This is a genomic window from Type-A symbiont of Plautia stali, from assembly GCF_059731155.1.
Genome location: NZ_AP035891.1, coordinates 3,437,893 through 3,459,667, shown reverse-complemented (window position 1 = coordinate 3,459,667; position 21,775 = coordinate 3,437,893). Strand labels below are relative to the sequence as shown.

General features: G+C 57.1%; 15 protein-coding genes and 8 pseudogenes. 11 read left to right on the top strand and 12 right to left on the bottom strand.

The genetic code is table 11. The features are described 5' to 3' along the window. The first annotated feature begins 417 nt into the window (after positions 1 to 417). Positions 418 to 1,042, top strand: a pseudogene (rcsA, locus tag AC6I8M_RS18455) (transcriptional regulator RcsA). Between the two features lie 162 nt (positions 1,043 to 1,204). Then, positions 1,205 to 2,913 (top strand): annotated as a pseudogene (locus AC6I8M_RS18450) (methyl-accepting chemotaxis protein). 231 nt (positions 2,914 to 3,144) lie between these two features. Here AC6I8M_RS18450 and dsrB read toward each other — a convergent pair. Together dsrB and AC6I8M_RS18440 are read right to left on the bottom strand one after the other, a co-directional pair. Next, on the bottom strand, positions 3,145 to 3,342 hold the full coding sequence (gene dsrB / locus AC6I8M_RS18445; protein WP_010618650.1) for a protein DsrB: 198 nt from the start codon (positions 3,340 to 3,342) through the stop codon (positions 3,145 to 3,147). A 67-nt stretch (positions 3,343 to 3,409) separates the two neighbouring features. After that, positions 3,410 to 3,568 carry a YqaE/Pmp3 family membrane protein gene (locus AC6I8M_RS18440; protein WP_010618651.1) on the bottom strand — a complete coding sequence of 53 codons (159 nt, stop codon included), beginning with the start codon at positions 3,566 to 3,568 and terminating at the stop codon, positions 3,410 to 3,412. 315 nt (positions 3,569 to 3,883) lie between these two features. On the opposite strand from AC6I8M_RS18440, the gene yodD reads away from it, so the two are divergent. The 3 genes and pseudogenes from yodD to AC6I8M_RS18425 all read left to right on the top strand — a co-directional run bounded on the left by yodD (position 3,884) and on the right by AC6I8M_RS18425 (position 6,520). Continuing rightward, entirely contained in the window at positions 3,884 to 4,117 is a 234-nt protein-coding gene (gene yodD, locus AC6I8M_RS18435; protein WP_010618652.1) for a YodD family peroxide/acid resistance protein, read from the top strand. A 359-nt stretch (positions 4,118 to 4,476) separates the two neighbouring features. After that, complete coding sequence (locus AC6I8M_RS18430) at positions 4,477 to 5,274, top strand: mannosyl-3-phosphoglycerate phosphatase-related protein (protein WP_010618653.1); 798 nt, start codon at positions 4,477 to 4,479, stop codon at positions 5,272 to 5,274. A gap of 52 nt (positions 5,275 to 5,326) precedes the next feature. Further along, a pseudogene (locus AC6I8M_RS18425) lies at positions 5,327 to 6,520 on the top strand (glycosyltransferase family protein). On the opposite strand, the gene AC6I8M_RS18420 reads toward AC6I8M_RS18425, so the two are convergent. The 6 genes and pseudogenes from AC6I8M_RS18420 to AC6I8M_RS18395 form a co-directional block, all read right to left on the bottom strand. Next, the gene (locus tag AC6I8M_RS18420; RefSeq protein WP_010618655.1) at positions 6,517 to 6,954 is read right to left on the bottom strand and encodes a diguanylate cyclase; all 438 of its coding nucleotides are present in this window, start codon (positions 6,952 to 6,954) and stop codon (positions 6,517 to 6,519) included. The pseudogene AC6I8M_RS18425 and the gene AC6I8M_RS18420 overlap by 4 nt on opposite strands. 41 nt (positions 6,955 to 6,995) lie before the next feature. After that, positions 6,996 to 8,168 carry a putative diguanylate cyclase YedQ gene (locus AC6I8M_RS18415; RefSeq protein ID WP_010618656.1) on the bottom strand — a complete coding sequence of 391 codons (1,173 nt, stop codon included), beginning with the start codon at positions 8,166 to 8,168 and terminating at the stop codon, positions 6,996 to 6,998. A gap of 133 nt (positions 8,169 to 8,301) precedes the next feature. Next, complete coding sequence (locus AC6I8M_RS18410) at positions 8,302 to 8,481, bottom strand: YodC family protein (protein WP_010618657.1); 180 nt, start codon at positions 8,479 to 8,481, stop codon at positions 8,302 to 8,304. 352 nt (positions 8,482 to 8,833) lie between these two features. After that, positions 8,834 to 9,744 (bottom strand): annotated as a pseudogene (locus AC6I8M_RS18405) (DUF808 domain-containing protein). Positions 9,745 to 9,755: 11 nt separating this feature from the next. Continuing rightward, a pseudogene (locus tag AC6I8M_RS18400) lies at positions 9,756 to 10,032 on the bottom strand (hypothetical protein). A 70-nt stretch (positions 10,033 to 10,102) separates the two neighbouring features. Then, positions 10,103 to 10,579: a very short patch repair endonuclease gene (locus tag AC6I8M_RS18395; RefSeq protein WP_010618660.1), complete on the bottom strand. Its 477-nt coding sequence runs from the start codon at positions 10,577 to 10,579 to the stop codon at positions 10,103 to 10,105. Between the two features lie 156 nt (positions 10,580 to 10,735). Between AC6I8M_RS18395 and dcm the strand changes: the two genes are divergently transcribed. From dcm to AC6I8M_RS18380, 3 genes and pseudogenes are all read left to right on the top strand, one after another. After that, positions 10,736 to 12,133, top strand: a complete 1,398-nt coding sequence (gene dcm / locus AC6I8M_RS18390) for a DNA (cytosine-5-)-methyltransferase (protein WP_498013556.1) — start codon at positions 10,736 to 10,738, stop codon at positions 12,131 to 12,133. Between the two features lie 149 nt (positions 12,134 to 12,282). Next, positions 12,283 to 12,906, top strand: a pseudogene (locus tag AC6I8M_RS18385) (Tar ligand binding domain-containing protein); the annotation flags it as partial. Between the two features lie 178 nt (positions 12,907 to 13,084). Next, positions 13,085 to 13,781: pseudogene (locus tag AC6I8M_RS18380) on the top strand (IS5 family transposase). A gap of 42 nt (positions 13,782 to 13,823) precedes the next feature. On the opposite strand, the pseudogene AC6I8M_RS18375 reads toward AC6I8M_RS18380, so the two are convergent. Further along, positions 13,824 to 14,500: pseudogene (locus AC6I8M_RS18375) on the bottom strand (YtjB family periplasmic protein). Between the two features lie 107 nt (positions 14,501 to 14,607). Between AC6I8M_RS18375 and serB the strand changes: the two are divergent. The 3 genes from serB to nadR all read left to right on the top strand — a co-directional run bounded on the left by serB (position 14,608) and on the right by nadR (position 18,353). Beyond that, positions 14,608 to 15,585 (top strand): phosphoserine phosphatase, encoded by a 978-nt coding sequence (serB, locus tag AC6I8M_RS18370; RefSeq protein WP_022548640.1) that lies wholly within the window; start codon positions 14,608 to 14,610, stop codon positions 15,583 to 15,585. Positions 15,586 to 15,598: 13 nt separating this feature from the next. Next, positions 15,599 to 16,981, top strand: a complete 1,383-nt coding sequence (gene radA / locus AC6I8M_RS18365; protein ID WP_022548641.1) for a DNA repair protein RadA — start codon at positions 15,599 to 15,601, stop codon at positions 16,979 to 16,981. 145 nt (positions 16,982 to 17,126) lie between these two features. After that, entirely contained in the window at positions 17,127 to 18,353 is a 1,227-nt protein-coding gene (nadR, locus tag AC6I8M_RS18360) for a multifunctional transcriptional regulator/nicotinamide-nucleotide adenylyltransferase/ribosylnicotinamide kinase NadR (RefSeq protein ID WP_010618490.1), read from the top strand. Positions 18,354 to 18,402: 49 nt separating this feature from the next. Here nadR and ettA read toward each other — a convergent pair whose 3' ends face one another. The 3 genes from ettA to urtE form a co-directional block, all read right to left on the bottom strand. Beyond that, the gene (gene ettA, locus AC6I8M_RS18355; protein ID WP_010618489.1) at positions 18,403 to 20,070 is read right to left on the bottom strand and encodes an energy-dependent translational throttle protein EttA; all 1,668 of its coding nucleotides are present in this window, start codon (positions 20,068 to 20,070) and stop codon (positions 18,403 to 18,405) included. A 128-nt stretch (positions 20,071 to 20,198) separates the two neighbouring features. Then, positions 20,199 to 20,963 carry a DNA-binding transcriptional repressor DeoR gene (gene deoR, locus AC6I8M_RS18350; protein ID WP_041387646.1) on the bottom strand — a complete coding sequence of 255 codons (765 nt, stop codon included), beginning with the start codon at positions 20,961 to 20,963 and terminating at the stop codon, positions 20,199 to 20,201. A 113-nt stretch (positions 20,964 to 21,076) separates the two neighbouring features. Continuing rightward, positions 21,077 to 21,775 (bottom strand): urea ABC transporter ATP-binding subunit UrtE, encoded by a 699-nt coding sequence (urtE, locus tag AC6I8M_RS18345; RefSeq protein WP_010618487.1) that lies wholly within the window; start codon positions 21,773 to 21,775, stop codon positions 21,077 to 21,079.

Here is a 21,775-nt window from a genome sequence, read left to right as displayed (position 1 = left end):
CAAAGAGCTGTTTTTAAACAAAAAAAATATTACAGCGATTTTTCTTGTCTAAATCCTTTTTTTCCGGCATTGTCAACACTCGCTGAAACGTCACACTTTCGCGATTCAAATGTTTTTAAGAATTGTCCTATCAGATTTGTCTGTGACTTGCGCGATAGTGACAGGGCTCTCAAAACAGAGCGAAAGAAACACATAAACCAAATTCCCGGCGATTCCCACTATCGCGGGGACAAGAGTGACGTGGAAGTAACACAATAAACTTCGCAGAACGGGTCAGGGACGAGTCAAGATGGCGCAGGAATGCATTACGCCAGTCTGCCGAGCAGAATAAAAAAGTGTCTTTGGAAATCTCTCTCGTACCGCAAACGCGTATTCATCGTTGATTAAAAGGATAACAAATTGGTGAGGGTCGCTATAATGCCAACGATTATTATGGATTTATGTAACTACACACGCTTGGGTTTGTCAGACTATATGTCGGCAAAAGGAGTCAAAAAGAAAAATATTACTTCCGTGTCTGACATCGAACAATTGCAACAACGGTGTGAGCAATTAAAGCCGGGCATAGTATTTATTAACGAAGAATGCTTTATTCATGAATCCAATTCCAGCGATCGTATTCGTTCTATTATCATGCAGCATCCGGATACGCTATTCTTTATTTTTATGGCGATCTCGAATATCCATTTAGAGGAATACCTCTACGTTCGTAATAACCTGATTATTAAGTCAAAATAGATAAAAACATCGACACTGGACTCCCTGCTGGGCACCGACCTGCAAAAGAAACTCAATGCGTCACCGCGCATTTCTGCCGGGCTGGATATTCATCCACTAACATTGAGCCAGACTGAATCGAATATGCTGAAGATGTGGATGTCAGGTCATGACACCATTCAGATTTCGGATAAGATGCAAATCAAAGCGAAAACTGTTTCGTTACATATAAGGCAAAATTAAAACGCATAATAAACAGGTTATTTATCATGTGGTGCGCCTGACTGATAATGTTACCTCGGGCATTTATGTCAACGTGCGATAATTTCACCCAACGATAATACGTTTTGTGGTTAAGGCCAGTCCCTGCGACTGGCTTTGATTGTTTTTATGCGTTTTGCGAGCGCGATCCCATTTCCCCGCTAAGCCTTTATCCCCTGCTGCCGATGCTTGTTTTCAGAACCCCTACCACTATGAGAGCAAGGAAATGAAAACAGCATCTATAGATGAGCAACATAAGCTCAGCATCTGGCAAAACCTACGCCTGATGCCTCTGTTCAGCATGATCTTTGGTGGCATTCTGCTGCTTTTTGCCCTGTGCATTGGACTCGCCAGCTACTTTCTGATTCAGAGCAATAATTCCCTCAATGACGCCACCGATGAGATTCAGGTGCGCATGGGCATTTCTAACAGCTAAAACCATCTGCGTACCGCACGCCTGAACGTGCTGCAGTCGTGCGCGGCGGCGCGCATCGGTGAAATGGATGGCTATCGTGCCGATCTGGCGCGCACCGAAACGCGCATTAAACAGGCGCGCGAGGGCTTCAAAATTTATATGGATCGCAAAATGAAGACGCCGGCTGACCTGGCGCTCGACGGTCCGCTCACCACCAGTTTCAACGCCTATATTGATAAAGGCCTGAAGCCGATGATTGAGTCGGCGAAACAGGGCAGCTTTGAGGGGATTGTCGCGCAGGAGACCGATGTCACCCGCAAGCTGGATGATGCTTATAATGCTGTGCTGCTGAAGGCGATTAAGAGCCGCACCGAACGCGCCGAAGCGATTAACGCCGAAGCGGCGCATCAGTCGCGCGTCGGTTTTATCGCGATGGCTGCGGCTTTTGCTGCCGCGTTGCTGCTGGTGCTAGTGCTGCTCACCTTCGTATTCCTGCGCCGTGTGGTGATCAATCCGCTGCGCCTGTCGGTTGGTCGCATTGAGCGCATCGCGCAGGGCGATCTCACCGCCCCCGAGCAGGCCTACGGTCGCAACGGAATTGGCAGCCTGCTGCACAACCTACAGCTGATGCAGGCGTCCCTGGTGCGCACCGTCGGCACAGTCCGTGAAGGCGCGGTGGCGATTTATCAGGGCTCCAGCGAGATCTCCGCGGGTAACACCGATCTGTCATCACGCACCGAGCAGCAGGCTTCTGCGCTGGAGCAGACTGCTGCCAGCATGGAGCAGCTCACCGCCACGGTGAAGCAGAACGCCAAAAACGCCCATCACGCCAGCCAGCTGGCCGCCGATGCGTCAGGCAAAGCGCGCAGCGGCGGCGAACTGGTGAGCGGCGTGGTGAAAACCATGAATAACATCTCCGGCAGCTCGAAGAAAATCGCCGAGATTACCAACGTCATTAACAGTATCGCCTTCCAGACCAATATCCTGGCGCTGAACGCTGCGGTAGAAGCCGCGCGCGCCGGGGAACAGGGCCGTGGCTTCGCCGTGGTCGCCAGTGAAGTGCGCAATCTGGCGCAGCGCAGTGCGCAGGCGGCGAAAGAGATTGAGTCGCTGATTGCCGAGTCGGTGGATTTGATCAGTAACGGCTCGCATCAGGTCGGTGAAGCCGGCAGCACCATGGGCGAGATTGTCGAAGCGGTGCGCCGCGTTACCGACATTATGGCCGAGATTGCGGCGGCGTCTGATGAGCAGAGCCGTGGCATTCAGCAGGTCGCCTAGCGGTGACCGAGATGGATAACGTGACGCAGCAGAACGCTTCGCTGGTGGAGGAAGCCTCTTCAGCCGCGGCTTCGCTGGAAGATCAGGCAGGTAAACTGACGCAGGCGGTGGCAGTGTTCCGCCTGAATGATACGCCAGCCTCGTTGGTCGCTGCTGCGCCACAGCCAGCGCTGAAAGCCCCTGCGCTCGCTCCACGTCCGGCGCTGGCTGCACCGGGCAATGATAACTGGGAGACGTTTTAAGAGGAGTGAGGTGGGGTGCGGTATTTTTCCCTAACCCCATCCCTCTCCCGCTTGCGGGAGAGGGGGCTGTCCGTGCGGCTGTTGAGTATGGTTTTCACTCAACGCTTCTGGAATGGTGTAATACTGAGCGACTTAGCGCCGGCTCTAAACGGTTCCCTCTCCCGCATGCGGGAGAGGGTTAGGGTAAGGGCAACGTGAGAACAACATGAAGGCAAGGCGAAAAAAACCAGACTACCCTTCCCCCGCATACGGCTCGACAAACACGCCTTCGGCGTGATCGCTCTCATTAAAGAACCAGATCCCCAGCGGATAATCCTCCAGCGCCACCAGATACATAGTGCCCTCATTAAAGCCTTCCACAGCCAGCACAGTACCGACGCGACGTGGGCCGCCGTCGGTTTTTACCGTTACCCGGTCATTGACCTTCATTGATTTCTCTCCAGAAACAGTCCTGCGCATAGTGTAACGGAAGATAGTCAGCGCTGCCTGATCGCGATCAGCGTCGGGCGATTACCCACACCGCATGCACGATGCCGGGGATGTAACCACATAGCGTCAGCAGAATGTTGAGCCAGAAGGCGCCGCCAAAGCCGACCTGTAAAAACACGCCCAGCGGTGGCAACAGAATGGAAATAATGATCCGAATTAAATCCATACTAACTCCCTGATAACCATAATAATCAACCAGCTGTAAGCATAGCTGCTTTATGCCAGAATGGGGGATGCAGCGGGTAAAGAAGTGTCAAAGCCGGGCTTTTCACTTTCTTAACGTTTCCCGGAAAGACTTTTGACGCGGCACCCTCGTACACTTGTCAGCACTGCACCAACCCCAAAGGGGCAGTCAACCTAAAAGTAACAAGGATTTTTGCCCGCGCAGCGCGGGCTTTTTTTGCCCGTTTCCCGTCCACGTCCCTCGCCCGGTGTCACCGTCTATACTTGTCAGGAATCCGTTTGCCTCCGGGAGGCCGTAATGGCTACAGCAAAAGAGTACAGCGATAACGTGCAGCGCGAAGTGAACATCGACGTGGACGCGCTGCTGGAAGCGATTCAGAAAAAAACGTCAGGCGAAGTGCAGGAGTTTATGCAGGCTGAAGATGCGCACCGCGTGAAGGTGAATGGCGAAGCGTTTGACTCCTACACCGAACTGGCCGACGCGTTTGAACTTGATATTCGTGATTTCACCATCACTGAAGTGAACCGCTGAAATCGATTTCAAAAAAAGACCCGGCACGCTGGCCGGGTTGAAAAAAGAATAAATTCGTTACACCAGGAAAATCTTAACACCGCTTCAGAGTACGCCTTAGCTGAAGTAAGACAAGTCTCAATTCTGCACGCAATTCGAACAAGTCTGCATAATCATGCACTGCTGTTACCGAAAACATCGCGCTACGGCTGAAATTCTGCATGCACAAAACGTGCAGCCGCTTCGGTATTTCGGCTGTGTTTTAAGAATAATCCTGGATAGTGGCCGCGCTGACGGCAAGGAAAAGTGTGATCGTGATTACGCTATTATACTGATTACACGTCGCTTTACGGATGCCTTTGGGCGTAAGGAGTGTATTGATGATCCCGTTAGATTCCTCCCTGCTGATCGTGACCGATCTCGATGGTTCGCTGCTCGATCATCATGACTATAACTGGCAGGCCGCTAGCGAGTGGCTGGCGCGTCTTAAGCAGCAACAGATTCCGCTGGTGACTTGTTCGAGTAAAACCGCGGCCGAAATTATTCCGCTGCAGAAGCGGCTGGGCATTGCCGGTGCGCCCTTTATTGCGGAAAACGGCGCCCGCGTCGCCTTTGGCGGGGAGGCGCATATCGCCGAAGAGCCCGGCGCCGATTATCTTGCGCTCTGTGCCACGCTCAGCACCCTGCAGGCGGATTTTCGCTTCACCGGCTTTCATGACTTTAGCGACGCAGAAGTGGCCCGTTTCACCGGCCTGACGCTGACGGAAGCCAGCCAGAGCCGACTGCGCGATGCTTCTGAAGTCATAGTGTGGCGCGATGATGAAACGCGACTCGACGCCTTCCGTGCAGCGCTGGCGCAGCATCAGCTGGCCCTGACGCAGGGCGGACGTTTCTGGCACGTGATGCCAGCGGGCAGCGGTAAAGGCGTGGCGCTGGAACAGTTATTGCAGCAGTTGCAGCAGCAGGAAGGCACGAAGCGCATCACTATTGGTCTGGGCGATGGCCCTAACGATGCGCCGATGCTGGAGCGCGTCGATTATGCCGTGGTGATTAAAGGTTTCAGTAAAACCCCGGTGGTGCTGCAACGCAGCGATCATCACAACGTTTACCACACCGCACACGTTGGCCCTGAGGGCTGGCGCGAAGGTCTGGATTACTTTCTTGCCCAACCTGAATGACGGCAGCTGACCAGAAGGATGAGACGATGAGTGATTTTACCAGAACGGCGTAATTACCAACTTTCATAATCTCACCCACCGCAGCGTGGAGTCGCTGGAAAAAGAGATGGTGCGCTTTGCACGCAAGCGCAAAATGGGGCTGATTCTGCCCTCGCTGTTTTCCGAGCTGGAAGGCCCGGCGCTGGATAATATCGTCAATAAACTGGCGAAAGTGCCCTATCTGGAGGAGATTGTGATTGGCCTCGATCGTGCCGATCGCGATCAGTTTCTCTTCGCGCGCGAATTTTTCTCGCGCCTGCCGCAGCGCCACCGCATTTTGTGGAACGATGGCCCGCGGCTGAAAGCGCTGGACGCCGAGCTGGATAAAGAGGGCCTGTCGCCCAGCCAGCCAAGCAAGGGGCGCAACGTGTGGTTCTGCACCGGCTACACGCTGGCCTCCGACCGCTCGCAGTGCGTGGCGCTGCATGACTGCGATATCGTGACCTATGAGCGCGGCATGCTGGCACGTCTGCTCTATCCGCTGGCCAACCCGGCGTTTCAGTATGAATTCTGTAAAGGTTTCTATGCGCGCATTGCGGACGGCAAGCTCAATGGCCGCGTCGGGCGTCTGCTGGTGGGCCCGTTGCTGCGCTCGCTGCAGAAAGTCTACGGCCATTCGGAGTATCTCGACTATCTCACCAGTTTCCGCTATCCGCTGTCCGGCGAGTTTGCCATGCGCACCCACGTGCTGAACGGCATCAAAATCCCTGGCGACTGGGGACTGGAGATTGGCGTGCTGTCAGAGATCTATCACAATTACACCACGCGGCAGACCTGCCAGGTGGAAATTGCGGACAACTACGACCATAAGCATCAGCCGCTGGCGGAAGAGGACGGCACCGGAGGCCTGAAACGCATGAGTAACGATATCGTGCAGTCGCTGCTGCGTAAGCTGGCGACAATGGGCGTGCCGCTCACCAGCGACTCGTTTCGCGTGCTGAAGGCTACCTATTATCGCAACGCGCTGGACATGATGGAGATCTACAACCACGAAGCCACCATGAACGGACTGAAGTTTGATCAGCACATTGAAGAAGCAGCGGTCGAGATGTTCACCTAGGCGATTCTCGACGCCGGCCAGTCTTTCATCGAGCGACCGAACGAAAAACCGTTTATCCCCAGCTGGAGCCGCGTGCAGTCGGCGTTCCCCGATATCCTGCAGCGCATCTACCAGGCGGTAGAAGAGGATAACGAGGGCAAAGTCTAACCGGCCGCGCACACCCGATTGCGACCGCCGCTTTTCGCCAGATACAGGCGGCGGTCCGCTACCGCCTGCAGGCTTTCTGCATGGTAACTGCCCTGCTCAGTACTGCAGCTGACACCTGCCGACAACGTAACGCTAAAGGTGGTGCTGGCGTTGACCAGAATGGTTTTGGCCGCCAGCCGGCTGCGGATACGCTCCGCCACGCCCTGCGCGTCAGCCCGCGTGGTGTGCGGCAGCACGATACAAAACTCCTCGCCGCCGATGCGGCCGGCCACGTCGTAAGGGCGCAACGTATGTTTGATGACGCCGGCCACGCGCATCAGCGCCTGATCGCCCGCGTGGTGGCCCCAGCTATCATTGACCTTTTTAAAATGATCGATATCGAGCTGGATCACCGCCAGCGGCTGTTGCTGCTGTTCGCAGCGCCGCGCCAGCACGATAAACTAGTCAAAAAAGGCGCTGCGATTAAGCAGGCGTGTCAGGCCGTCATAATTAGCGCGACACGCCAGTCGCGCCGAGAGGTCCTCAAGCCGCCGTACCAGGTGAAAATCACTTGATGCGCTAGCGCCAGTAACAGCACGAACAGCAGCCACATGCCTAACAGAAACAGCGCTACCCGCCCCAGCTCCTGCGCCAGCCCCTGGCGCAAACTCTGCACGTTGATTAGCCAGGCATCGACATTTTTTAACTTAACCCAGCTGGCCAACTGACTGCCCAGCCACAGTGTTCCGGCCGGCTGCTTGTGAATCGCCTGCATCAGCTGGCCGCGCTGCGCGGTGGTCAATGCCACATCGTTCGGTGCCGGCAGCCGGGTGATCTCGTTGAGTGCGCGATCTTCGGGCACCAGCTTGCCCTGCAGCACGCTGTGACGCGACTGGTGCAGCAATGCATTTATTCGCTGCTGGGTGAAGTCCATCGACAACACGCCGTACCAGTGCTGATGGGCGATAACCGGCGCACTCACCGTCAGCATCAACCCTTCGTTGAACTCCCCCTGATAGGCTTCGGTCCAGTGCCATCGCGTCTGCGGCGCCCGGCCCGGCTGCTGGTCGCGAAAATACGGTCGCTGCGTCATGGTAGCGTAACTTTGCGCCAGCTCCTGCGCGTCGCGCGGCGGACGTGAGCTGATGTAATAGCCAGCGCGCGAGGTGTACCAGAAGCGTGAATGAAAGTCCTGCGCCTCATCGCTGAACTGCATGATAAAGCTGAACTCCAGCGCAGCGCGCAGCTCGGGCAGCAGATAAGCATCATCGCGCTGCAGCAGTGCATCACGCTGCAGCCATTCGTCACTGGCGCCGTTAATCGGCATGCTGCGCAGGTTAGCGATCTGCAACTGCCACACCGGCTGATGGCGCAACTGCTGAAAACGCTGCAAGGCGTGCTGACCATAATCGGCGTCCAGCGGGTGCGTCAGCGCGTAGCTGAGCATCCGCTGATAGTAATTAAGCTCGTCCAGACTCTCCTGAAAGCGGCTATCGAGGCTGCGCTGGATCTCGGACAGCTGGGCGCGCTGCCGCTGCTGATAGTTATTTTTTAATTCCAGCGCTTCATGGACGGTGAGAAAAAGTGAAAAGAGAAAGACCGCCAGAAAACAGAGATGCACGCGCAGCACAGGCGTCATGCGGCGTGATGACAGTGGCGAGATTGGCATCAGTAGCCAGGCTCCGGATAACAACGAATTGAAGAAGTGTAGTCAGGCGGGAAAACGGCGTACAGGCAGAGATCAGGAAAAGCGTGAAAAGTGTCAATGACATCGGGACGGCGCGCTGACCGTCCCGAGGGGCTCAGCTGGCCAGCTGGCGCGCGGCCGACAGATGCGTCAGCTCATCACTGCGGAACGCTTCGCGGCGTACACTGTAGCCATCATACCAACGACACTCTACCATTCCGCTGGCATAGCCGGTCACCACCATGGTGGGTCCGCCCTGTTTGTGCTGAACTTCGTCACTGATTGCAAAGGTCATACCGCGCCCTCCCTTCTCACCGTGATTGAACGGATTAAGGTATAGCAGCTGTGCACGTTTTTTGCCTATAGGATATTGCTATTACTGTGACAAATTCGGAATAAGCAGTGAAAAATGCCGTAAATAAACAAAGCCGATAAAAGTTATTATCGGCTTTGAACGATTCTCCCGGGTGGGAAATCAGATTTTGCAGCCTTCACAGTCGGCTTCGTCGCGGATATCCGCCGGCACTTCGCTGGCTTTTTTCCGCCGCTTTGGCTTCCGCCTGCTCCAGTTGTGCATCGATATCAAATTCAAACATATCGTCGTTCATCATCGTTCTCCTGACCCGTGATTAGAAATTTCCTGCGCTTTATACCGATTTACCGCGCAGCTTCGCAACTAGATTTACCACTAACAGCACAATCGACCCAACGATAAAGCCCACCACCAGATTCGCACCGTTGCTCAGTAGCATGGAAACCACGCCCGGGAAGCCGCTGCTGTATTCTTCAATGGCATGATGCAGCGGCGCAATGCCGTGCACGATAATGCCGCCGCCCACCAGGAACATCGCGACGGTGCCAACCACCGACAGGATTTTCATCAGCCACGGTGCCAGCGCCAGCAGCGCGCCGCCGGTGGCCTGCGCCAGCGTGGAAGACTTCTCACGCAGCCAGTAGCCGAGATCGTCAATCTTAACGATCATCGCCACAATACCGTACACGCCGATGGTAACCAGAATGGCAATACCGGCCAGGATTAACACCTGATTGAGCAGCGGCGCATCCGAAACAATGCCCAGGGTAATCGCCACAATTTCAGCCGACAGAATGAAGTCGGTGCGCACTGCGCCTTTAACCTTATCTTTTTCGAACTGGCGCGGGTCCTGCTGCGCCAGATTATCTAGGCGCTTTTGCCGCGCTTCCGGACTCTTCTCCGCTTTGTCGTGGTGCAGGCTGTGCAGCCCTTTTCCACCCCTTCAAAGCACAGGTAGGCACCGCCAATCATCAGCAGCGGCGTAATCAGCCAAGGCGCAAACGCGGAGATCAGCAGCGCCAGCGGCACCAAGATCAGTTTGTTGATAAACGAGCCTTTCGCCACGCCCCATACCACCGGGAGCTCACGATTGGCCTTCACGCCCGTCACCTGCTGCGCATTGAGCGACAGGTCATCGCCCAGCACGCCGGCGGTCTTTTTTGCCGCCACTTTGCCCATGACGGAAATGTCGTCGAGCAGCGTGGCAATATCATCCAGAAGAGTCAGTAAGCTGGTTCCTGCCAAAATGGCATTCCTTATTCCGGTTCGTGATCCTGACAACAGGGGCACCGCTCAATCGCCGTCACCATCATATCAGCGATGCCCGCACAGTCCCATTCGACGCGTAACGTTTTTCCGTGCAGATCGTCGGCGTGCAGATACTTGCTCACCGGACTTTCTGTCATGCCGCTTATCTCCTCGGTGGCCACCAGCGTATCGTCCAGATAAATGCGCGCCCGTAGCATGCGCATTGACCATGCGCTCATCGCGCAGTTGATACAGGCGTCTGACCGTCAGTTTGATGCTGCTCATGGTGGTGTTCCGCGTCCCAGAGAAAACGCTGATCTAAACTGTTATAACGGGTAAAAGCAATCACCCTGCCTTAATCTGCCCGATAGTGATGCAATCCCTGATGATCGATCTCGCTGCTGTGCGTGGCAGCCAGCAGCCACTCTTCCAGCCGCTCCACCAGCGCCTCATCTTCCAGCCGCAGTTTGCCGCGCAGCGCGCATTCCCAGACGATCAGCACCTTCCAGCCGCTTTCCTGCAGCTGCTGCACATAGCGCCGGTCACGCTCCACGTTACTGTTGATTTTGCCGCTCCAGAATTCGGTACGCGTGGCCGGCATTTTGAACAGATAACAGTGGTGACGATGCCAGAAACAGCCGTGCACAAAGATAATGGCTTTGTGCTGCGGCAGCACAAAATCCGGCCGGCCCGGCAGCGCTTTATCCTGTACGCGAAAGCTAAAGCCGCGATCTTTCAGCAGCAGCGCAATACGCTGCTCAATCGCCGTATCCTGATTGCGAATAGCGCGCATATTTCTGCTGCGAATATCATGCGAGTGGACGTCTGCCATGGCGTCTCCTTTTTTCCGGGCTTCTTCAACTTTAGCGCGTTGAGGCGAAAGCGAAAGTTTGTGCGGAGCAGATTGCGAGACGCTGCGCAGCCATCGTTAATTTCCACGCCGCGCCAGGAGTGGTAGCATAGCCGCTTCACTGTTAAGGAAAAACGCATGCTTGCACTCGATCCCGCCGCGACGGCTTCGCCCTCCCCGCACTCCGCTGATGATGACGCCACCGCGTTACTGCTGCAGGCACTGGATATCTACGCGGCCCGCGATCTGGTGGTCATCCTGAGCGAGGCCGGCGGTCGCGACTGGAGCATCACGCAGCTTAACCGTATTCGCGCGGGAAAAAGTGCCGCGCCCGCGCTGTCAGCGGCGGAGGTCGCCCGTCTGCAGGTGCTACTGCCATCGCGACCGGCGCATTATGACAATCCCCGCTTTCAGTTTATCGATCTGTTTGCCGGCATCGGGGGTATTCGCCGTGGCTTTGAGCAGATTGGTGGCCAGTGCGTATTCACCAGCGAGTGGAATAAAGAAGCGGTGCGCACCTATAAAGCCAACCACTACAGCGATCCCGCCCAGCATCAGTTCAACAGTGATATCCGGCTGATTACCCAGCCGGCCGGTTTGCCGGATGAGCAGGCGATTTATCAGCATATCGATCAGACTATTCCCGACCATCAGGTGCTGCTGGCCGGCTTTCCCTGTCAGCCCTTTTCGCTGGCCGGCGTCAGTAAGAAGAATGCGCTGGGTCGCGCGCACGGTTTTGAGTGTGAAGCACAGGGCACGCTGTTTTTTGATGTGGCGCGCATCCTCGCCGCCAAAAAACCGCCGTTTTTCGTGCTGGAGAATGTGAAGAACCTCAAGAGCCATGATAAAGGCCGCACCTTTGCCATTATTATGGCCACGCTGGATGAGCTGGGTTACGACGTCGCTGACGCGGCTGACGACGAATCGCCGGATGTCAAAGTTGTCGATGCGCGTCACTTCCTGCCACAGCACCGCGAGCGCATCGTGCTGGTGGGAATCCGGCGCGATACCGGCCTGAGCGAAGGTTTCTCGCTGCGCGCGCTGGCGGCGCTCTATCCGCCTGAAGTTCCGGCGCTGCACAGCCTGCTGGAGCTGCAGCCAGCGGCAAAATATATCCTGTCGCCCACGCTGTGGCACTATCTGTACCAGTATGCGAAAAAGCATAAAGCCAAAGGCAACGGTTTTGGCTTTGGCCTCAACGATCCGCGCAATCCGCACTGCTGCGTGCGCACGCTGTCAGCGCGCTACTATAAAGACGGTTCGGAAATCCTGATCGATCGCGGCTGGGATCACGCGCTGGGCGAGCAGGATTTTCAGCAGGCCGCGAACATGGCGCGCCGCCCGCGCCGCCTGACGCCGCGTGAATGTGCCCGCCTTATGGGCTTTGAAGCGCCGGGCGAAGCGCGCTTCCGCATTCCGGTCTCCGACACACAAGCCTACAAACAGTTTGGTAACTCGGTGGTGGTGCCGGTGTTCGCCGCCGTAGCGAAACTGCTGCTGCCGCTGATTGAGCAGCACGCGAGTCAGCGCCGCTGAAAACGCAGCAGCGCTTCACCCCCCGGTTTTCCGCCCCGCAATTTGCTTTAGTAACGCGCGATGTGCTGTTTTGCCGCACATCGCGCGCACTGTCACCGGACTGTCACGCATCAAACCAATACTGCGTTTTATTTTTGCGGAGCTGTTTGATGTCTCTCCTGTCTGTAATCTCCCTGCCGCTGCGGCTGCGACCCCGTTTCACCCTGCGCCTGCCCGTCTGGCTCTCCAGCCTGCGCAGCCAGTTCATGCTGTTTATTGTGCTGTTTTGTCTGCTGCAGTTTGCCGGGGTGCTGCTGCTCAACCAGCACGTGAATCAGACGCAACACTCATTGCAACAGGCCAGCCAGCTGCGCGAACGGCTGGCCCTGCTGGATAAAGCACGCATTGAGTTACTCAACGCCAGCGACAACAGCCATCGTGCCGGTATTTATCTGATGCAGGACCAGCAGAGCGGTTCGGTCGACAGCTGGAAAAGCCTGGCGGCGGCAGCCACTACCCCATTGCAGCAGGCGCAGCAGCTGTTTGCTGCCTATCAGGCGAAAAGCGATAGCCCACTGGCACAGGGATTCGTGCTGCTGGCCGGCGGGCTGCAGGAGCAGCTGAAAGGGCTGGCAGCCAATGATATCAACGCATTTTTTATGGTGCCGATGCAGGCTTTCCAGCAGCAGTTCAACGATGCCTGGTTTAGCGAAATCGAACAGGCCAATCAGCAGCTCAGCAGCGTCAACCAGCATTCGCTCAGCACGCTCAAGCAGAGCCGCAATCTGGCGCTGACGAGATGCAGCAGCATAATCAACAGGTGATGTAGCAGCATCAGGCGCAAAATACCAGCTTCCATCATCTGTCGCAGCAGAGCTGCGCATCCACGCGGCAGATCGACAGTTTAATCTAGGCTGTGTCCCTTAATCACCTGAGATATAGTAACTACCTGTTTCCACAACACACTGAACTATGGCTCGCTACGACCTTCCCGATGAAGCATGGACTATCATCCAGCCCTTATTACCTGCTGAACCAGCAACACCACGGGCCGGACGTCCATGGGCTGAACATCGTATGATCATCAACGGCATGTTCTGGGTGCTGTGTTCAGGCGCACCATGGCGCTATTTGCCTGAGCGATATGGCCCATGGAAGACCGTTTATAACCGTTTTAATCGATGGTCTAAATCGGGAGTGATTAACATTATTTTCAACAGGTTACTTTCTTCTCTTGATGCTCATGGTCTCGCTGACTGGTCCGCAACTGCGCTGGATGGCAGCAATATCCGGGCACTCAGGTGCGCCGCCGGGGCGCAAAAAAACATTCCGATACCGCCGGAGATAATGGGCTGGGTCGCTCTCGCGGTGGTTTTGGCACCAAAATCCATCTGGCGACAGACGGAAGCGGTCTGCCGTTAAATATCGTACTGAGTCCCGGTCAGGCTCACGAAAGCCAGTTTGCACAACGTCTTCTGGACGGTATTGGTGTTCAGCGCCGGAACGGCAGCATGAAGCGTCGTGGCCATGCAGTGCTGGCTGACAAAGCCTACTCCGGACAAAAGAATACCGCCGCATTGCCACACGTTATGACAAAACGGCGAGGAATTATCTGGCGATGATGAAACTGGGATGCATCCGGCTGTTTTACAAAAGGTTATGTAATTAAGGGACACAGCCTAAAAACCAGTGAAATAGAGAGCTATCTGCCTCAACCCTCTTTCCTCTCCGTCTCCACACTCTCCACCGCCGTCTCTTCCTCTTTATCCTCTTTCACCGTTCTGCTGGCCGTCAGCAGGAACGGTGATTGCTGCCAGCGGGTGCGGCGGTCGCGCAGCAGGGTATACGGGTCAGGATAATGCCGATCGCCAGCGCCAGCAGCATCATCAGGCGCAGAATATTGGTGGTGTTATCCACCTGACGCGATTCCGTCACCAGCACATGCGTATCCAGCGTGATACGCAGAAAACCCTGCGGACCCTCTTTCCCTTCCAGCGGCTGGACAATCTGATGATTGAAATAACTACCGGCACGTTTACCGTCGAGCGCCAGGCAGTCGCGCACGTTAATACTCTCGCCGCTGTGGGCCACCAGGCTGCCGTCGTCGGCATAGACCGAAGCGTCCAGCACGCGGCTGTTATCCGTCATCTGATTCAGGATGGCTTCAATCTGCGTGTGGTTATCATCGCTGTTGTCCATCAGCGGTTTCAGGCTAAACGCCACCTGGCGCGTCAGCGTGTGCGCCAGCTCCTCGACCTGTTCGCAACGGGCCATCTGATGGCCAAGACTAAACCATGACGCGCCCTGCATCAGCACCACTAACAGCGCCAGCGAGATAAGAACGATCACCGTGCGATGCAGGCGAAATTTCAGTGCGGTTTTGACCATCAGAAACCCCTGTGACGTAACAGCAGAAAGGCTGGCAATTATGTTGCCAGAACCCGCGCAGACAAGGTAGCCTCTTGCGTGGTTTTGTTGTCCCTACAGGAGCTGTAATGCCAAATCGTCTTACCTGGTGCGATCTGCCCGCCGATGTCTCTCTTTGGCCGGGTTTACCCCTTTCCCTGAGCGGTGATGAAGTGATGCCGCTGGATTACCGTGCCGGTCGGACTGGCTGGTTACTGTATGGGCGCGGGCTCGATAAACAAAAACTGACCGATTATCAGCATCAGCTGGGCGCGGCGATGGCGATCGTCAGCGCGTGGAATGTCGATGAGTATCAGGTGATCCGGCTGGCGGGCTCGCTGACGCCGCGTGCCAGCAAACTGGCGCATGAGGCTGGCTTTGATGTGGCGCCGCTTGGCAAAATCCCCCATCTGAAAACGCCAGGGCTGCTGGTAATGGACATGGATTCCACCGCTATCCCGATCGAGAGCATCGATGAGATCGCCAAACTGGTGGGCTGTGGCGAGCAGGTGGCGGAAGTGACGGAACGCGCGATGCGCGGCGAGCTGGATTTTAAAGCCAGCCTGCGCGAACGCGTGGCGAAGCTGGCTGGCGCTGACGCCAACATCCTGAAGCAGGTACGCGACACGCTGCCGCTGATGCCGGGCCTGACCACGCTGGTGCACAAGTTGCAGGCGCTGGGCTGGCAGGTGGCGATTGCCTCGGGCGGATTCACCTTCTATGCCGATCACCTGCGGCAGACGCTGCATCTGGCCGCTGCGGTAGCCAACGAACTGGAAATGCGTGACGGTAAGCTGACCGGCGAAGTGCTGGGGCAAATCGTCGACGCGCAATTTAAAGCCGATACCCTGAACAGTCTGGCCCAGCGCTTTGACATCGCACCGGAACAAACCGTGGCGATTGGCGATGGTGCTAACGATCTGCCGATGATTAAAACCGCGGCGCTGGGTATCGCCTATCATGCTAAACCCAAAGTGAATGAGCAGACGGAAGTGATTATCCGCCACGCTGACCTGATGGGGGTGTTCTGCATTCTCACCGGCAGCCTGATTCACGAAGAGCGTTAACTGAGGATTTGATTTGGCCAAAGCGGCAAAACGCGCCTTCGTCTGTAACGAATGCGGCGCTGACTATCCGCGCTGGCAGGGGCAATGCAGCGCCTGTCACGCCTGGAATACCATTACCGAGGTGCGCATTGCCGCCTCGCCTGCGGCCGCGCGCAATGAGCGCCTGAGCGGCTATGCCGGTAGCGCCGGCACCAGCCGGGTGCAGAAGCTGTCGGAGATCAGTCTGGAAGCGCTGCCGCGTTTCTCGACCAGTTTTAAAGAGTTTGACCGCGTGCTGGGCGGCGGCGTGGTGCCGGGCAGCGCGATACTGATTGGCGGTAACCCTGGCGCCGGTAAATCAACACTGCTGTTGCAGGTGATGTGTAAGCTGGCGGAAGGGATGAAAACCCTATACGTCACCGGCGAAGAGTCGCTGCAACAGGTGGCGATGCGCGCCCATCGTCTGGGATTGCCGACGGAAAACCTCAATATGCTGTCGGAAACCAGTATTGAGCAGATCTGCCTGATCGCCGAGCAGGAGCAGCCGAAGCTGATGGTGATCGACTCGATCCAGGTGATGCACATGGCGGAGATCCAGTCATCGCCGGGCAGTGTGGCGCAGGTGCGGGAAACCGCCGCTTACCTGACGCGCTTCGCCAAGACGCGCGGCGTGGCGATCATCATGGTCGGTCACGTCACCAAAGATGGCTCGCTGGCCGGGCCGAAGGTGCTGGAGCACTGCATTGACTGTTCGGTGCTGCTGGACGGCGATGCCGATTCGCGCTTCCGCACGCTGCGCAGCCACAAAAACCGCTTTGGCGCGGTGAATGAGCTGGGCGTATTTGCCATGACCGAGCAGGGCATGCGCGAAGTCAGCAACCCGTCTGCTATCTTTTTGTCACGCGGCGATGAGATCACCTCTGGCAGTTCAGTGATGGTGGTCTGGGAAGGCACGCGCCCGCTGCTGGTTGAGATTCAGGCGCTGGTGGACCATTCGATGATGGGCAATCCGCGCCGCGTGGCGGTGGGGCTGGAGCAGAACCGTCTGGCGATTCTGCTGGCGGTGCTGCACCGTCACGGCGGCCTGCAGATGGCCGATCAGGATGTGTTTGTGAACGTGGTCGGCGGCGTCAAAGTCAGCGAGACCAGTGCAGACCTGGCGCTGCTGCTGGCGATGGTGTCGAGCCTGCGCGATCGCCCGCTGCCGCAGGATCTGGTGATTTTTGGCGAAGTCGGGCTGGCCGGGGAGATTCGTCCGGTGCCGAGCGGCCAGGAGCGCATTTCCGAAGCGGCCAAGCACGGCTTTAAGCGCTCCATTGTGCCGGCAGGGAATGCGCCGAAGAAGGCGATTGACGGTATGAAGGTATATAGCGCGAAGAAGCTGGCGGACGCGCTGGCGATTCTGGACGAGCTGTAGAGCGGGTTATTGGGGTTGAGGTTTGGCTTGTGCCATCGCCTGTGCCCCACCTTTGCCCTCACCCCGGCCCTCTCCCGCGGGCGGGAGAGGGCCGGGGTGAGGGCCCGCGCGCACCATCCCTCTAATTCCACGCAGGAGGCACTACATGTCATCGTTTGACTATCTGAAAACCGCGATTCGCCAGCAGGGACATACATTGCAGCAGGTGGCTGATGCCAGCGGGATGACCAAAGGCTATCTGAGCCAGTTGCTGAATGCCAAAATCAAAAGCCCGAGCGCGCAGAAGCTGGAAGCGCTGCACCGTTTTCTCGGGCTGGAATTCCCGCGTCGCGACAAAACCGTGGGCGTGGTGTTCGGTAAGTTCTATCCGCTGCACACCGGCCACATCTACCTGATCCAGCGCGCCTGTAGCCAGGTCGATGAGCTGCACATCATCATGGGCCATGACGATCCGCGTGATCGCCAGCTGTTTGAGAACAGCGCCATGTCGCAGCAGCCCACCATCAGCGATCGTCTGCGCTGGCTGCTGCAGACCTTCAAGTACCAGAAAAACATCCGCATCCATTCGTTCAACGAAGAGGGCATCGAGCCCTATCCGCACGGCTGGGACGTGTGGAGCGCCGGCGTGAAAACGTTCCTCGCGGAGCAGGGCATTGAGCCGGACTGCGTCTATACCAGCGAAGAACCGGATGCGCCGATGTATCAGCAGCATCTGGGCATTCCGGCGGTGGTAATCGATCCGCATCGATCGTTTATGAACATCAGCGGCAGTCAGATTCGTCAGGATCCGTTCCGCTACTGGGAGTACATCCCGACTGAAGTGAAGCCGTTCTTCGTGCGCACCGTGGCGGTACTCGGCGGTGAATCGAGCGGTAAGTCAACGCTGGTCAACAAGCTGGCCAACATATTTAACACCACCAGCGCGTGGGAGTATGGCCGCGATTATGTCTTTTCGCACCTCGGTGGTGATGAGATGGCGCTGCAATACTCCGACTACGACAAAATCGCGCTCGGCCAGGCGCAGTACATCGATTTTGCCGTCAAATACGCCAACAAGGTGGCGTTTATCGACACTGACTTCATCACTACCCAGGCGTTCTGCCTCAAGTATGAAGGGCGCGAGCACCCATTCGTGCAGGCGCTGATCGATGAGTACCGCTTTGACCTGGTGATTCTGCTGGAAAATAACGTACCGTGGGTGGCCGACGGCCTGCGCAGCCTCGGCAGTTCAATGGATCGCCGCGAGTTCCAGTCGATGCTGGTCACCATGCTGCGTGAAAATCACATTGAATATGTGCACGTCAAAGAGGATGATTACGACACACGCTTCCTGCGCTGCGTCGAGCTGGTGAAGCAGATGCTGGGCAGCTAGCGCAGCACAACAAAAAAGGCGCCGCGGCGCCTTTTTGTTATCACAGCGATTACTTCGCCATGCGCTTGTACTTGATACGCTTCGGCTCCAGCGCTTCGGCGCCGAGGGTGCGTTTTTTGTACTCTTCGTACTCGGTAAAGTTACCTTCGAAAAACTCCACCTTGCCTTCATCCTGATAGTCGATGATGTGGGTGGCGATACGGTCAAGGAACCAGCGGTCGTGCGAGATCACCATCGCGCAGCCCGGGAACTCCAGCAGGGCGTTTTCCAGTGCGCGCAGAGTTTCGATATCCAGGTCGTTGGTTGGTTCATCGAGCAGCAGCAGGTTGCCGCCCACCTGCAGCAGTTTCGCCAGGTGCAGACGACCACGCTCACCGCCGGACAGTTCGCCGACGCGTTTGCCCTGATCGGTGCCCTTGAAGTTGAAGCGACCGACATAAGCGCGGCTCGGCATTTCGGTGTTGCCGATGCGCATAATGTCCTGACCGCCAGAAACTTCTTCCCACACGGTTTTTGAATTATCCATCGCATCGCGGAACTGATCGACCGACGCCAGCTTCACGGTTTCGCCCAGCTCGATGCTGCCGGAATCCGGCTGCTCCTGACCTGACATCATGCGGAACAGCGTCGATTTACCGGCGCCGTTAGGACCGATGATGCCGACGATGGCGCCTTTCGGCAGCGAGAACGACAGATCATCAATCAGCACGCGATCGCCATACGCTTTGCTCAGATTCTTCACTTCCAGCACTTTGTCGCCGAGGCGCGCGCCAGGTGGAATGAACAGTTCGTTGGTCTCGTTACGTTTCTGATAATCAGTGTTGTTGAGCTCTTCAAAGCGGGCCAGACGGGCTTTGCCCTTAGACTGACGGCCTTTCGCGCCCTGGCGCACCCACTCCAGCTCTTTCTCGATCGATTTGCGACGCGCCGCTTCCTGAGACGCTTCCTGCGCCAGACGCTGATCTTTCTGCTCCAGCCATGAGGAGTAGTTGCCTTCCCATGGAATGCCTTCACCACGGTCCAGCTCCAGAATCCAGCCGGCGACGTTATCGAGGAAGTAACGGTCGTGGGTGATGGCCACCACGGTGCCTTCGAAGTCATGCAGGAAGCGCTCCAGCCACGCGACGGATTCGGCATCCAGGTGGTTGGTCGGTTCGTCGAGCAGCAGCATGTCTGGCTTTTCCAGCAGCAGACGGCACAGCGCGACGCGGCGGCGTTCACCACCGGACAGGTTCGCGATTTTGGCATCCCACTCCGGCAGACGCATGGCATCGGCGGCGCGGTTCAGCTGGTTTTCCAGGTTGTGCCCGTCGTGTGCCTGGATCACTTCTTCCAGACGACCCTGCTCAGCGGCCAGCTTGTCGAAGTCGGCATCCGGATCGGCGTACAGCGAGTACACTTCGTCGAGACGCTTCAGCGCGCCAACCACTTCCGCGACGGCTTCTTCCACCGACTCACGCACGGTGTGTTCCGGGTTCAGCTGAGGTTCCTGCGGCAGATAGCCGACTTTGATGCCCGGCTGCGGGCGAGCTTCCCCTTCGATATCTTTATCGATGCCGGCCATGATGCGCAGCAGGGTCGATTTACCCGCGCCGTTCAGGCCGAGTAAGCCAATTTTGGCGCCAGGGAAAAAGCTAAGGGAGATATTCTTCAGAATGTGACGCTTCGGCGGAACCACTTTGCCGACGCGATGCATGCTATAGACGAATTGAGCCACGTTGTGATGAGCCTCTTGGTCTGTAATGGGTGGAACGTCAGATGCTGAAGTTTAGCCGTTTTCACCCGGCAATCACAGCCGCATTGCGCGCAATCTTCCGCAGCGGCTGGTGCAGAGGCGGAATAATGCTAGCCGCAGTGCAGGGTGAGCCTAGCCGCCTGCAGCACGGCGAGCAGCGCGGGCGGAGGCGGGCTGTCGCTGACCAGCATATCAAACAGCGAGAAGTCGCCAATGCGTGCCGGCAGCACCTTGCCGTACTTGCTGCTGTCGCCGACCACGATTTTGGTCTGCGCCCGCTGCAGCGCCAGATGCTTGATGGGCAGTTCATTGAGGTTGTAACAGGTGGCGCCCTGCGCGACGTCCATGCCGGCGGAAGAGATAAACGCTTTATTGGGGCAGAGCGCATCCAGCACCGTGACCTGTTCGAGTGGTGTAAACACGGCGTTATCGGCGTGGAATTCGCCGCCGCACAGAATCACCCGACAGTGCGGCTTCTCTTTTAACGCCAGAAAGGTGTTGATCGCGCTGCAGATGGCGGTGAAGGGCAGATCGTTATCGATCGCTTCTATCACCAGCGGCAACGTGTTGCCGCAGTCGAAAAACACCGTGTCGTTGGCCTGTACCAGCGCGGCAGCCCGCTGTGCCAGCAGACGTTTCTTGCTGACGTTGAGGTTTTGCTGGTCGCAGACAAAATAGTGCGCCACGTTCTGCCGTGGGTCGCGCATCACATAGCCACCCAGCAGCACCACGCCCTGCGTCGCGCCGGTTAAATCGCGGCGGATGGTCATTTCTGACACGCCCAGCAGTTGCGCGGCCTGTTTTAAGTGCAGGGTGTCGCTGTGTTTCAGCGCCTGCGCCAGCTTATTGATTCGTTCGTCGCGGCGGGTTTCCATCAGTAACAGTTCGCTCAACCTTCGCTACGGCCGGAATAGCCGGGTGGAGGGTAAACATAAGTTTTTTCTTGCAGATTAACAACCTGTCTTTTGCCCGCCCGCCCGCCGCGCGGCTAAATCGCCACCAGCCCGCGCACGCCCTCGCTCTCCATATTCGCGCCTGCGCCGCGCTGCACAATTTCGCCGCGCGACATCACCAGATAGTTGTCGGCCAGTTCGGCGGCGAAATCGTAAAACTGCTCGACCAGCAGGATCGCCATGTCACCGCGCTGCGCCAGCTGGCGAATCACTGCACCGATCTCTTTGATCACCGACGGCTGGATCCCTTCGGTCGGCTCATCGAGGATCAACAGCTGCGGCTGGCAGGCCAGCGCCCGGCCGATCGCCAGTTGCTGCTGCTGGCCGCCTGACAGATCGCCACCACGCCGCGTTTTCATCTCGCGCAGCACCGGAAACAGCTGGTAGATCTCCTCCGGTACCCGGCTGGCCTGTGCGCCGGAGAAGCGCGCCAGCCCCATCAGCAGGTTCTCTTCCACCGTCAGACGCGGAAAAATTTCGCGCCCCTGTGGCACGTAAGCAATACCGGCCTGTACGCGCTGGTGTGGCTTGCGCGTGTTAATCAGCTGGTTCTGCCAGCGAACCTCGCCGGATTTGACCGGAATCAGCCCCATCAGACACTTCAGCAGCGTGGTTTTGCCCACGCCGTTGCGCCCGAGCAGGCAGGTGATCTCGCCCGGGCGAGCCTCAAACGACAGACCGCGCAGGATATGGCTGCCGCCGTAATATTGATGCAGTTCTGCTACCTGTAACAT